Consider the following 12,432-nt stretch of genomic DNA (forward strand, 5'->3'; position numbering starts at 1 on the left):
CAGATAACCGGCATAGAAATCAGAACGCACAAAAAAAGACCCCGTATCAAAACGGGGTCATATCATCAAGAAGCTTTCTTCCCTTTCGTTTTCCCAACATCCTTCAAATAATACTGATCCGACGTAAAGAACTCTGTCGTGAGTCTTCTCACCTCTTTACTCAGAAGAAGCACAGCAATGATATTGGGCAGCAGTACCGCCGCAAGTGCGAGGTCAAGGAACTGCCAGATCGTCTGGGCTGCACCGACCGAACCGAGAATGATCCCGGCCACATACACAACCTTGAACGCCTGTCCGAATTTATGCCCAAACAGGAATTCCGCCTGCTTCGCCCCATAAAAGACGATGACGATGATTGTCGAGAGGACGAAGAAGATCAAGGAAAGTGTCACCAAAATCCCTCCGAAATCCCCAAAGTATTGAGAAAATGCCTGCGTTGTCAAAGCGGATGGATCATCCATGGCATTCTCACCCGTCCACACACCAGATGAAATGACAACAAATGCTGTTGCCGTACAAACAATCATCGTATCGATGACAATCCCGATGATCGACCATAAACCTTGTCTGACCGGGTGATCCGTCTGAGCAGCGGCATGGGCGATGGGAGCTGTTCCGAGTCCTGCTTCATTGGAATAGAGTCCACGGGCAAATCCCCAGCGGATGGTTTCCGCAATGGCTGCACCAGCAAATCCGCCCATCGCGGACATAGGCTGGAACGCATTGGAGAAAATCAGTTTAAAGAATTCAGGTACGGCACCGAGATTCATGAATAAAATCACAATGGCACCACCGACGTAGAAGAGCGCCATGAAGGGTACGAAGATTTCCGTTACCTTCCCGATCCGCTTGATTCCTCCGAATACGATGAGTAGAACGATCGCTGCAACGATGACACCCGTTATCCAGCCGTCTATGTTGAAGGTTTCCTGAACGGTTGAAGACACGGCATTTCCCTGTACCATGACGCTAGGGATCAATTCGATCATCAGGGCAAAAGCAAACCAGGTTCCCAGCCACTTCATGTTGAGTCCCTTTGTCATATAATACATTGGACCTCCGACGAACTCACCCTGTTCATTCTTTTCCCTGTACCGTACGGCAAGGACGCTTTCCGAAAACTTCAGGGCCATTCCGATCATGGCGATGACCCACATCCAGAAGACCGCGCCGGGTCCGCCGAACATGATTGCTGCCGGGACGCCGACGATATTGGCTGCACCGATGGTGGATGACAGGGCCGATGTCAGGGCCTGAAGGGGTGTGACCGTCCCTTCGCCTTTTGGTTTTTTAAATACACTTCCGATTGTTTGCTTGAATATGTAGAGTGGGTGCCGAAACTGGATGAAACCCAACAGAATCGTCAAATACAATCCTGTTAGTCCCAATATGGCTATGAGGGGCGGACCCCACAGCCACTCCGATATCTTCCCTACCCAATCCAGAAAACCTTCCATTCTCATCTCTCCTTTAAGTTAGCCGCGAAAAAAAGTGCTATGAACGTTATGTATAGTGCGGCTTCCTAGTGATGGAACTTTTCCCTGAATTGAACAAGGTAAACATGAAAAGGAATCAATCTTGGTTTTCTTACTCTTTATCCGTGCGCAGATAACCCGGTACGAATAAACCTCCACCCAGGAAGAGGATAACAGAAATCACACGAATGACGTCATAGTATTCGCTGCCTTTAAAAAATGAAACATTGACCACCAGCCCGATTGCCCCGAGTAACACAATGATGAAACCGATCCACCTTTTGAACATGTAATTCCCAGCCTTTCCTATTTTGGATACCTTCGTTTTACCACTTACTTAATGTTACGGTATTGCGTTCTTCCTTTCAATTCCTTGTTCGGTAGCTACCTTCCGAAGGTTATGAACGTGGTTATGATTAGTTAACCAGCGTGCCATTAATTCCTTTTGCCTCTCTTTCAGATCATTGAATGGCTCTTCCACTGCTTCAACTTTGCAAAATTTAGAATCGAATACTTCCGCACCCTGTATTTTTTTATATCCTCCGAACCCCATATCATCATTAAGCAGCCAGACCACCCGGCTAATATTGGAAAATAATATTCCGCCAGTGCACATCGGACAAGGCTCCAAAGAGGTATACATCGTAAAATGTTCGCGATTCACTTTAGCCTTGAATATGGATTCGCCTGCGTTCCGGATCGCCTCCATTTCAGCGTGCGCTGTTGCATCCTTTCGCGTATGGACCCGATTGCGTCCTGTTGCAACGATTTTCCCATCTCCATCCACAATCACTGCACCAACCGGATACGTATTCTCTTCCAATGCTTGTGATGCTTCTTGCAGTGCAAGTTCCAGGGAACATCGATCTTTTTCACTATCCATTTGCCCCGTCCTTTCTTGACTCCCTTTTATAAAAAATGGTAATTTTTATAAAATCAGTTTATCATACCCCAAATACATTTGTTGAATATTTCCTTTTCACAACTCGAATCCCATTCTTCAAACATAAAAACCGCAAGCACCAGGCTTGCGGTTCGAATTCTTATTATTCCTGCGTCACCCTCGGCAACACCAGTACTTCTACGCGACGATTTTTCCCCCGACCCTCTGCTGTCGAGTTGTCGGCAATGGGTTCGAATTCCCCGAACCCTTTGGCGCTGAACCATTCCGGTTCGAGGTTCGGATTTTCCAGGAGGATCTTCATGAAGTTCACGGCGCGCATGACGCTCAGCTCCCAGTTCGAATCATAGTTGGCCGTGCGGATCGGTACGTTATCTGTGTGCCCGCTGATGATGATATTCCGGGGTGGATTCATCACGAGCAAGGAGGAAAGCTCTTTTGCCACATCCTGATCATTCCTCTCCACTTCAGCAGAACCTGAAGAAAAGAGGACGTTATCCCTGATCGTCAACAGCAGACCTTCATCCGTCAGTTTCGTGACAAACTGAAGCTGCAGGTTATTGGTTTTGATGTACTGATTAATCTTTTCCTGTACTTCACGCAGTTCTTCCTGATCTTGAAGAAAGGCTTGTTTCTTGATATCTTCTTTGTCCACCGGTTTTTCTTCTTCCTTCTTGTCAGCAGCAGCTCCCTGCTTTTCCTTCTGATCACTTGAATCTTGAGGGGCGACAGGACTTGGGTAATCCATCATGCCGGTTCCGCCCTTAAAGATTTCGCTGAACACCTGAGATAATTCCTGGAATTTCTGTGCATCCACCGAACTCGAGGCATAGAGAACGATGAAAAGCGCCACAAGCAGGGTCAGAAGATCAGAGTAAGGCAGCAGCCAGGATTCGTCGATATGATCATCTTCCCGCTTTTTCTTACGCCGTCTCATCTTCTTCCTCCTTCATCAGGTTATACCGGTCTTTTGCAGGCAGATAGGAAGCCAGTTTCTGCTCGATGATCCGCGGTGACTCCCCTTCAATGATCGAGAGGATCCCCTCCACCGTCATCATTTTTAATTGGGATTCACGTTTCGATTTGCGCTTCAGTTTATTGGCGAACGGATGCCAAAGCACGTAACCCGTGAAGATCCCGAGGAGGGTCGCCACGAATGCGGCTGAGATTGCATGCCCCAATTCTTCTGTATTGTCCATATGACTGAGTGCGGCAATCAAGCCGATGACGGCTCCGAGAACCCCTAGGGTAGGAGCATATGTGCCTGCTTGTGAGAAAATCTGTGCACCCGCGCTATGACGCTCTTCCATGGCATCGATCTCTTCGTGAAGGACATCCCTTATGTAATCCCCCGTCTGACCGTCTATGGCAAGGGAAAGACCGTCCCTTAAGAACCGGTCATCGAGTTCCTGGATCCTTGCTTCCAATGCAAGCAGGCCTTCCTTCCTGGCAAGGTCCGCCATCTCAGAGAAAAAGGCGATGATTTCTTTCGGGTCCTGGACATTCTGTTCTTTAAAAAGGATCCCGAACAGCTTTGGTACTTTCTTGATTTCATACGTGGGAAAGGCTATGACCACGGAAGCCACGGTCCCCAACAGGATGATAAGGATGGCCGCAGGGTTGATGAGTGCCATGAGGCTTACCCCTTTGAAGACCATTCCGACCCCGATTGCAACCAATCCAAGTATGACACCTATAAATGACGTTTTATCCATCTGATCGCTCCACCTTATTCAACATAGTCTACTCCTAATATCGGACCCGTTTTACTTTTTTTGAGTAGGAATCCACTACTATTCATTTCTTGGCTGAGCGGAAGCGTTCTATGATAAACTAAGGGCAATGAATCAACAAAGGATGTGTCACCTTGAAACGTCGAATCATTACGATCTTGGCCATCATGATCCTTGTCGCCATCGCGGCAAACTGGATGGTCACTACCCAATATTCCGAACTGGCAGGTAGGGAACGTGCCCTGCTCATCGTTGGCGGCGCGCTGCTATCAGGCGTCATCTCCCTTTTCCTGTTCCGCCCCGACGAACCGCGTAAATAAACAAAAAAGCATGAAGGAAAGGGTCCTGTTCCCTTTCCTTCATGCTTTTTCTCAGCTCATCAGCTTATCTTCAATGGAGCGCTGATAGCTCTTGAATACAGATGAATTCGTCTTCACCCGCTTTTTCGACAGCATGGCATTGTACTTGAGTACCTTCTCATTCAGTTCCTTATGGAGCGACTTGGCTTCTACATCGTCCTCACAGGTGCGGATCAAATCCTCGATCCTCATCATCTCACGCTTCAGTCCCGCCTCTTCCGTCGAGTACCCGGCATTCTTCATCATCCGATGGGCCATCTTCAATTCTTCGGGAATTCCGACATCATCATTCAGATCCATCGGTTTCCCGAAACCCGGAAGCTCACTGAACTCCCCATCTTCATAAGCCTTCCTGATCCGCTGCTCTGACATCAACGTTGAAAAATCCATTCCCATCCCTCCTTACTACCAGTATAGTCCAAATCCCCCTGAAGACTCATCCACCATGCGACGATTCCTTGACATATTTCATACCCCTCAAGTAAAAACTATCCTCATCCATCCATAAGGAGTGAAGAATATGTCACGCGGAAAAGCATACGAATCAAAGAAAAAAGGCCATCCCGGGAACTTCCCGAAGGGCGGGGAAGAAAAGCCCCATTCTGAAAAGCCTGCAGGCGATGAAGAATATATCGTGACGCAGGAAGCGTTCAAGAACAGGGTAGATCAGGACGAACATCGTCTCTGATCATGAAGAAAGGGTTCCGGTACCGGAACCCTTTTGTCTTATGAATGCGTTTTTTCTACTTCTTCCACACCCGCGAGATCAAGGCCGGGTCCGAAGAATTCATAATGGATCTTGGCTACTGGTACTCCGAGTTGTTTCAACCTCTCTATTACAGCCTTCATGAACATTACAGGACCGCATACATAATAGTCTGCCCCATCATCCTCCAAGTGCTCTTCCGATAGAGACAGGGTCCCATATACAAAGGAACACTTCGCGTCGGGGTGACCTTGAATCACTCTTTCCACTTCTGCTTTGAAAGGCTGGACCGCTTCATTCCGGGACGCATGGATGAAAGAGACCGTTCTCGACGGCTGATTCCTGAAGGTTGTTTCAAGCATGCTCATCATCGGGGTGATTCCGACTCCGCCGCTTATCAACACAAGAGGGGTGTTCTCGTCATTCAAGACAAAATCTCCTGCCGGCGCGCTTACTTCAAGCACCTCTCCTTCCTTGAACTGATCATGGAGATAGGCAGACACTGTGCCTTTCCCCTCCCTTTTTACTGAGATGCGGAAAAAGTTCGGATGGTGGGAACTTGAAAGGCTGTATTGGCGAATATGGGAATAGGTTTCTCCTGGGATGTTCAGGCGTACGGATATATATTGTCCTGCATCATAGCCCGGCACCTCTCCTCCATCTGCCGGCTCAAGATAGAACGAAGTGATCACGTCGCTTTCCCTCACCTTTTTAGCCACGATGAAAGACTTGAAATCAGCAAATCCGGCTCTCTGATTCCGGACCTGCTCATATAATTCCTTTTCCACTCCTATGAATGCATCAGCTATGACTCCGTAAGCATCCGCCCAGGCCGAGATGATGTCTTCCGTTGCAGCGTCACCAAGGACTTGTTTGATGGCCCGGAGCAGGTGTTCTCCCACAATCGGATAGTGCTCGGCCCTGACGCCGAGGCTCCTATGTTTGTGACCGATCTGCTTGACGACGGAGAGAATGGTGTGAAGCTGATCGATGTTAAGGGCTGCTGCGTAGACGGCGTTCGCCAGGGCGGTTTGCTGACGCCCCTGTTTTTGATTGGTGTGGTTGAAGATATGGAGAAGTTCAGGGTGCTCGGTAAATAGATTTTTATAAAATACAGTGGTGATGTCGATGCCTCTTGCTTCCAGGATCGGTGCGGTTGATTTTACGATGTCAATGGTTCTTTGAGATAACATATCCTTCACCTCTAAAGATATATTTTTAATACATCTTTATGATATGCCTGCGACCCATTAAAAACAATATACAAAATACTCCTTTAACAAAACATTCACATTTAGACAGGCAGGCATTCACTTTTGTATAATGAGTCCAAGGGAACGGAAGGGTGAGAGAGATGAAACTAACTTTATATACAGATTACTCACTGCGCGTGCTGATCTTTTTGGCATCTAAACCATCGGATGAACTTTCAAATATAAAAGAAATCGCAGACGCCTACAGCATTTCAAAAAACCACCTCATGAAGGTGACCTACGAGCTCGGCAAGATGGGCGTCATCGAGACGATCCGCGGACGGAACGGCGGGATCAAGCTTGCCCAATCCCCGCAGGATATCAATATCGGTACAATCGTCCGGAAGACAGAAGAGGACTTCCACCTAGTGGAGTGCTTCGATGCCGCTAACAACTCCTGCATCATTACGCCTGTATGCGGGCTAAAGCATGTACTGGGAAAGGCTTTGAATGCCTATCTCTCGGTTCTCGACGAATATACACTGAATGACATTGTCAGGAATCCGATGGATTATCGCTTCCTCTTCCAGGAGACCAGCGAACCTGATCCGTCTAAATGAAAGATGAGCCATCCCACATCACGTCTGGGAAGGCTCTTTTTCATCATGAAAAGGACGCTTTCCCCCTTTCCATCAGCTTTTCAACTATCCTGCACTCCTTTTGCACATACTATATTCAGTCGAAACATTTGCAAACCGGGACAGCACTGATAAAATAAGAATGTAAGTGAACATTCTGAAAAAAAGGGGATACATACACATGTCAAATTTCAACCAATATCTCGACAAATACGCAAGTCTTGCCGTTGAAGTCGGGGTCAATATCCAAAAAGATCAGACTCTTGTCATCAATACGTCCATTGATGCAGCTGAATTCGTCCGTGTCATCGTCAAGAAGGCATACGAAAAAGGCGCGAAGCATGTCTACGTGGAATGGGGCGATGACGTTGTTGCCCGTACCAAATATGAGCTTGCACCAGATGAAGCATTCAAGGAATTCCCGTTCTGGCGTGCCGGTCAGGTGGAAGGCCTTGCAGAAGGCGGAGCTGCCTTCATGAGCGTTGTTTCATCCAGTCCGGACCTATTGAAAGGCGTGGATCCCGAACGTATCTCCAACTTCCAGCGTGCTGCCGGGGAAGCCATGTCCAAATACCGCCAGTACATCCAGTCGGACAAGGTCAGCTGGTGCGTACTCGCGGCACCTTCCAAGGAATGGGCTGCCAAGGTATTCCCGGATGCTCCTGAAGAGGAGCAGGTCGACCTGCTTTGGAATGCAATCTTCAAGGCTGTCCGTGCCGATCAGGCAGACCCCGTACAAGCATGGAAGGATCACGATGCCAACCTTCATGAGAAGGTCGAATACCTTAACGGGAAGAACTATCACAAGCTTCACTACACAGCTCCAGGCACCGATTTGACCATCGAGCTTCCGAAAGGCCATCTTTGGGTCGGAGCCGGTAGTGTGAATGAAGAAGGACATACGTTCATGGCCAACATGCCGACGGAGGAAGTGTTCACCGTTCCACTGAAAACAGGGGTAAACGGCACAGTGGCAAGCACGAAGCCGTTGAGCTATGGAGGAAATGTCATCGATAAGTTCTCCGTCACCTTTGAAAACGGTCGGATCGTCGATGTGAAAGCTGAAGAAGGTGAAGACATCCTGAAGCGTCTTGTAGACACGGATGAAGGTTCACACTACCTTGGGGAAGTCGCACTGGTTCCTCACCAATCACCGATTTCACAGTCCAATGTACTATTCTACAATACGCTGTTCGATGAGAACGCGTCCAACCACCTTGCCATCGGCAGCGCTTATGCATTCTGTATCGAAGGCGGCAAGAAAATGAGCAAAGAAGAGCTCGAAAAAAATGGATTGAACAACAGCATCACCCACGTCGACTTCATGATCGGATCCGATAAAATGAATATCGACGGAATCAAAGAAGACGGTTCCTCAGAACCGGTCTTCCGCAACGGCGGATGGGCGTTCTGATCTGTTTTCCTCAAGCCTGTGCATCTCACTGATGCACAGGCTTTTTTATGAAAAAGATGAACATTATGGAAATCTTTGTGGTATTATAAAACCGATTGTTCCACAAAGGAGGTTTACTTATGTTTAAACGGGTTTCACTTATGATCCTTACACTTGTAACGGCCGTCGCATGCATCTTGGTCGCTGCTTTACATCCGACAGGCCCGAATACGGTTTCCTATGATGAGCCATTGGGTGTGTGGCTGTCGATCGGCCTGACGGTGTTGCTGTTCATCCCGCTCCTCGCGCTCTCGTTCTTTGGCAACCGGATCGTGAGGATCATCTCATCGATCATCCAGATCCCTGTGGTCATCTCGTTTCTGGGGATCATCCCTATCTCTTTCTTTTTTTCAAAAAGCATCGGGATGGGCCTGCTTGCTCTCTTCGGAGTGATCGTCAGCATCGCAAGCATCGTGGTCACCCTGAAGACCGGTCGATCCAGGGAAATAGCTTCCTAGTTCAACGTAGAAATGAGCACACGTACCGAGTGAACACCTCAGGTTCTTCAATATCGGGAAAATGAGCGCTTTTTGACAGGATGGTCAATGCACTATGCTGCAACCGGTCGTGAATGAGGCTGGCTACAGGAATTCCAGTGTTGCGGTCAAACGCACCAACCAATATGAGAGCAGGATGAGGAATGTCCGATAGGCGCTCTTCAAGCGACGGACGGGAGGTATCATTCTCCAGCGCCCTCATCATAAGGCCGGTGTTGATAAGGGCGCTTTCCTCCCACCACTTCCGATTCATCGCAGCGAGCGATGGATCCTGGAAGAGGAGCTTGTCCACCAGTGTTGTATCCGCATGATCCCAAAGGCCCCGATACGCCTCTTCAATTGTGGCATCAGAACGGATTCCGGGTGCTCCCACCGATACAAACCCTGATATCTGTACAAGCTTCTGAAGAGGGGATTGCATCATGCTCGGCGCAGAAAGAACGAGCCGATTCACGGTATTGGGAAGAGTATAGGCAATCTCCAGTGCAAGCTCTGCACCGAAGGAATAACCGAGCAAATCGACCTTTTCCCATCCGAGCAATCGATGCAGTCCTTTAAAATCCTCCACAAGATCGGCGATTCTGTAGTCTCCATCATCCTCAGGTTTATCCGTCCTTCCGCATCCCCTTTGCTCGTAATAAATAATGGTACGCTCCTTTGCGATCATGAAACCTGCTGTTCGTTCAAACACGTAGTGGTTCCCTCCAGGACCTCCATGGATTACGACTATGGGCATTGTATCTCTCTCGCGCCCCTCCACTTTCACCCAATGGGATAGTCCATTACTCATTACCTTGTACTCACCGTTTTCTTTAAACATCCCCCTGCCTCCATTCTCCCACCATATGTCCTGCCGATTGTGGCATTTCTCATATTCTCCCATATTGTACCATCTCCTTGATTGAACGGGTACGTACGTTTTTTTTCTACCAGAAGTCCCTCTTCTTCATAACGCTTGGTGAGGGCCACGGCAGCCATGACGGCGCCTGCTACCTGGGCATAGCTTCCGAATGTGGTCACGGGCAGTCCTGTCTCTTCGTCCCCTTTGATGATAAGTACCTCCCCGATGCCTTCAATGATACATCCAAGAGCCTGGATCGTATTCCCCGAGACAAGCAGGTCAATATAGGGACCTTCCAATAATGTCGCTCCGTATGCTTCAAGCCCTGCCCCCACCGCCTGGATCACGTCACCCTTCACATCCAGTATGAGGCCCGCTTCCTCTTCACCGGCGTACTGCAATTCTGCCGCCACCACGTTGGCCGCGTTCCCTCCACCTTGAATCCAGTCTCCGGCAATCCGTAACCGTTCCCCTTCCGTACCATCGAACACGCGTAACGATGCAGCCCCCTGGATTCCATTACCTGCTGCCTCAAAGCCATTTCCTATGGAAACAAGCCGGAAGCCCCGTTGTTCCCCTTTCAGGATCGCAGTCTCCCCCACAGCCGCAATGACCGTCCCTGCGACCTGGATCCACGCACCCGTCAAGATATTCTCATAATGGTTCAAACGAGACGCCCCCTCCATGCTCCTATGATAGTATATTCACCCTTTTGAAAAACGACTTTGGACGATTGGAATCCTCAGAAACCGAGCCCCTTCACCAGGTGTTTCAAAAAAGAAAAAATATACAATCAATTCAAAAAATCTATCTTGTTTCTTTCTACGGTGCGGGCTATGATTATCTAGTTCACCCATCCACCTTCATGAGGGGAGGAATCATACATGAGAATCAGGGATTGGGATCGGAATTTAAAAGTTCGTTTATTCGGGGAAGCGGCAATCAACATCACATTTTGGATGTTCTTCCCGTTTCTGACGATATATTTTACGGAAGCATTCGGCAAGCAGACAGCCGGACTGCTCCTCGTGTTGTCCCAGGTGTTTGCCGTAGGGGCCAACTTGATGGGCGGGTACTGCGCAGATCGATTCGGAAGGAAGCGAATGATGGTCATCTCGGCATTCGGCCAAGGGGCCGGTTTCCTCGTCTTCGGCCTTGCCAGTTCACCCTGGCTAGATTCTGCTTTGATCGGATTCATCTGCTTCAGCCTCGTCGGGATCTTCGGTTCCTTTTACTGGCCCGCCAGCCAGGCCATGGTGGCCGATGTCGTGGAAGAGAAAGACCGGAGTCATGTTTTCGCCGTCTTTTATACCTCCATCAATATTGCGGTCGTCGTCGGACCGATCCTCGGCGGGATCTTCTATGTGAATTACCGGTTTGAACTCCTGCTTGCCGCAGGCTTGATATGCGTGATGCTATCCATCCTGCTGGCGAAGATGACAAGGGAAACGGCACCTCGGGATGCCGCCAAGCTGAAGGTCACGGCAGGCAGGAATCAGGCTTGGTATCATGCCATCACCGATCAATTCAAGGATTATGGGGTCATTATGAAAGACAGGACGTTCCTGTTGTTCATCGTGGCCGGTATCCTTGTCGGGCAAACCTTTATGCAGCTTGATCTGCTGCTTCCTGTCTACATAAAGGACGTCGTGGATAATGTGACCCTCTTCTCGATCGGGGATTGGTCATTGACTCTTGTGGGAGAGCAGGTATTCGGTTTGATCCTATCGGAAAACGGGCTCCTCGTCGCACTGTTGACGGTTGTCGTCACCCGGTTCATTACCAGGTTTAAAGAACGGAATGTGTTCATCCTTTCATCCATCGTCTATGCAATCGCCATCTTTATCTTCGGTATGACGAGCTCGGTCTGGGTCTTCATCTTCGCCATGGCCATCTTCACCTTTGCCGAATTGATGACGGCAGGGATCCAGCAGACCTTTGTTTCAAAGTTGGCACCTGATCATATGCGGGGACAATATTTTGCTGCGGCCAGCCTCCGGTATACCATTGCCCGGACGATTGCCCCCTTGTCCATCACCTTGAGCCTTTACATCGGCTATGATTGGACCTTTGCCATCCTCTCCCTGCTCGCACTCGGAAGCGGAGGCATCTTCTACTTCATGTTCAAACGGTTTGATGAAAAGCAGGAAGAAGTTAAGGCTCCCATAGAATAAATCCGTAGGGAATGGTCCTCTGTGATCATTCCTCTTTAGGTTATTTGAGCAGGTCATCCCCATCTTCCCCTTTTATTTTTTCAGAAAATGCCGAATTCCATTTACCCCCTTTTTCACGGAAAACATGGATGTTAGAATAAGCAACTGTAATTAAGAATCACGGCTCAAATCCCGAGCCGGTCCGAGATTCCAACCATACAACGAAAGGATGTTTTTTCAATGCATGTAGGAAGCAAAGGCTGGTACGTGGAAGAACTAAAAAAAGCAGGCGTTCGACGCTACGAGGAACGTAAAGTCGAAGCCTATAAAAAACATGTTCTTGCAAACCTGCTTGAACGCACAAAATAACAACCACCAGACGGAGCCAACAGGGTTCCGTCTTTTTTCATGAAGACGCCGTACGAACCCTTTCGACAAGGTCGTGATATACTCTTCTATAGGGGAGCCTTTTCCCAGTAAACC

The 12,432-nt window shown here is 48.7% G+C and carries 16 protein-coding genes; 7 read left to right on the forward strand and 9 right to left on the reverse strand.

Going from position 1 to position 12,432, the window contains the following annotated elements; genetic code table 11:
- Nucleotides 1-65 precede the first annotated feature (65 nt).
- The 5 genes from ACNA6I_RS15360 to motA all read right to left on the reverse strand — a co-directional run bounded on the left by ACNA6I_RS15360 (nt 66) and on the right by motA (nt 4,091).
- Nucleotides 66-1,457 carry an alanine/glycine:cation symporter family protein gene (locus ACNA6I_RS15360; protein ID WP_048006818.1) on the reverse strand — a complete coding sequence of 464 codons (1,392 nt, stop codon included), beginning with the start codon at nt 1,455-1,457 and terminating at the stop codon, nt 66-68.
- Between the two features lie 130 nt (nt 1,458-1,587).
- A complete protein-coding gene (locus ACNA6I_RS15365; RefSeq protein ID WP_159129160.1) occupies nt 1,588-1,764 on the reverse strand; it encodes a hypothetical protein in 177 nt (58 codons plus the stop codon).
- Nucleotides 1,765-1,818: 54 nt separating this feature from the next.
- Nucleotides 1,819-2,358: a nucleoside deaminase gene (locus ACNA6I_RS15370; RefSeq protein WP_148797134.1), complete on the reverse strand. Its 540-nt coding sequence runs from the start codon at nt 2,356-2,358 to the stop codon at nt 1,819-1,821.
- 163 nt (nt 2,359-2,521) lie between these two features.
- Nucleotides 2,522-3,313, reverse strand: a complete 792-nt coding sequence (motB, locus tag ACNA6I_RS15375; RefSeq protein ID WP_048012240.1) for a flagellar motor protein MotB — start codon at nt 3,311-3,313, stop codon at nt 2,522-2,524.
- Nucleotides 3,300-4,091: a flagellar motor stator protein MotA gene (gene motA, locus ACNA6I_RS15380; RefSeq protein ID WP_048006816.1), complete on the reverse strand. Its 792-nt coding sequence runs from the start codon at nt 4,089-4,091 to the stop codon at nt 3,300-3,302. Before motA ends, motB begins: the two co-directional genes overlap by 14 nt.
- A gap of 152 nt (nt 4,092-4,243) precedes the next feature.
- On the opposite strand from motA, the gene ACNA6I_RS15385 reads away from it, so the two are divergent.
- Nucleotides 4,244-4,429: a hypothetical protein gene (locus tag ACNA6I_RS15385; RefSeq protein ID WP_048012239.1), complete on the forward strand. Its 186-nt coding sequence runs from the start codon at nt 4,244-4,246 to the stop codon at nt 4,427-4,429.
- A gap of 51 nt (nt 4,430-4,480) precedes the next feature.
- Here the strand turns inward: ACNA6I_RS15385 and ACNA6I_RS15390 are convergent, their stop codons facing one another.
- Nucleotides 4,481-4,858, reverse strand: coding sequence for a DUF1992 domain-containing protein (locus ACNA6I_RS15390; protein WP_048012238.1), 378 nt, complete (start codon nt 4,856-4,858; stop codon nt 4,481-4,483).
- Between the two features lie 130 nt (nt 4,859-4,988).
- On the opposite strand from ACNA6I_RS15390, the gene ACNA6I_RS15395 reads away from it, so the two are divergent.
- Entirely contained in the window at nt 4,989-5,156 is a 168-nt protein-coding gene (locus tag ACNA6I_RS15395) for a hypothetical protein (RefSeq protein WP_187427184.1), read from the forward strand.
- Nucleotides 5,157-5,194: 38 nt separating this feature from the next.
- Here the strand turns inward: ACNA6I_RS15395 and hmpA are convergent, their stop codons facing one another.
- Nucleotides 5,195-6,367 (reverse strand): NO-inducible flavohemoprotein, encoded by a 1,173-nt coding sequence (gene hmpA, locus ACNA6I_RS15400; RefSeq protein ID WP_048012237.1) that lies wholly within the window; start codon nt 6,365-6,367, stop codon nt 5,195-5,197.
- Nucleotides 6,368-6,528: 161 nt separating this feature from the next.
- On the opposite strand from hmpA, the gene ACNA6I_RS15405 reads away from it, so the two are divergent.
- The 3 genes from ACNA6I_RS15405 to ACNA6I_RS15415 all read left to right on the forward strand — a co-directional run bounded on the left by ACNA6I_RS15405 (nt 6,529) and on the right by ACNA6I_RS15415 (nt 8,916).
- Nucleotides 6,529-6,987: an RrF2 family transcriptional regulator gene (locus ACNA6I_RS15405; RefSeq protein ID WP_048006812.1), complete on the forward strand. Its 459-nt coding sequence runs from the start codon at nt 6,529-6,531 to the stop codon at nt 6,985-6,987.
- A gap of 199 nt (nt 6,988-7,186) precedes the next feature.
- The gene (locus tag ACNA6I_RS15410) at nt 7,187-8,419 is read left to right on the forward strand and encodes an aminopeptidase (protein WP_048012236.1); all 1,233 of its coding nucleotides are present in this window, start codon (nt 7,187-7,189) and stop codon (nt 8,417-8,419) included.
- Nucleotides 8,420-8,538: 119 nt separating this feature from the next.
- Complete coding sequence (locus ACNA6I_RS15415) at nt 8,539-8,916, forward strand: hypothetical protein (protein WP_048006810.1); 378 nt, start codon at nt 8,539-8,541, stop codon at nt 8,914-8,916.
- A gap of 1 nt (nt 8,917) precedes the next feature.
- Here the strand turns inward: ACNA6I_RS15415 and ACNA6I_RS15420 are convergent, their stop codons facing one another.
- Complete coding sequence (locus tag ACNA6I_RS15420) at nt 8,918-9,745, reverse strand: alpha/beta fold hydrolase (protein ID WP_416313737.1); 828 nt, start codon at nt 9,743-9,745, stop codon at nt 8,918-8,920.
- Nucleotides 9,745-10,464: a DUF6944 family repetitive protein gene (locus tag ACNA6I_RS15425; protein WP_148797144.1), complete on the reverse strand. Its 720-nt coding sequence runs from the start codon at nt 10,462-10,464 to the stop codon at nt 9,745-9,747. Before ACNA6I_RS15425 ends, ACNA6I_RS15420 begins: the two co-directional genes overlap by 1 nt.
- A gap of 216 nt (nt 10,465-10,680) precedes the next feature.
- Between ACNA6I_RS15425 and ACNA6I_RS15430 the strand changes: the two genes are divergently transcribed.
- Both ACNA6I_RS15430 and ACNA6I_RS15435 read left to right on the forward strand, forming a co-directional pair.
- A complete protein-coding gene (locus ACNA6I_RS15430) occupies nt 10,681-11,970 on the forward strand; it encodes an MDR family MFS transporter (protein WP_048012234.1) in 1,290 nt (429 codons plus the stop codon).
- Nucleotides 11,971-12,189: 219 nt separating this feature from the next.
- Entirely contained in the window at nt 12,190-12,318 is a 129-nt protein-coding gene (locus tag ACNA6I_RS15435) for a YflJ family protein (RefSeq protein ID WP_082139377.1), read from the forward strand.
- The last annotated feature ends 114 nt before the right edge of the window (nt 12,319-12,432 follow it).

The sequence above is a fragment of the Rossellomorea sp. FS2 genome (assembly GCF_047915635.1).
Taxonomy (GTDB): domain Bacteria; phylum Bacillota; class Bacilli; order Bacillales; family Bacillaceae_B; genus Rossellomorea; species Rossellomorea marisflavi_A.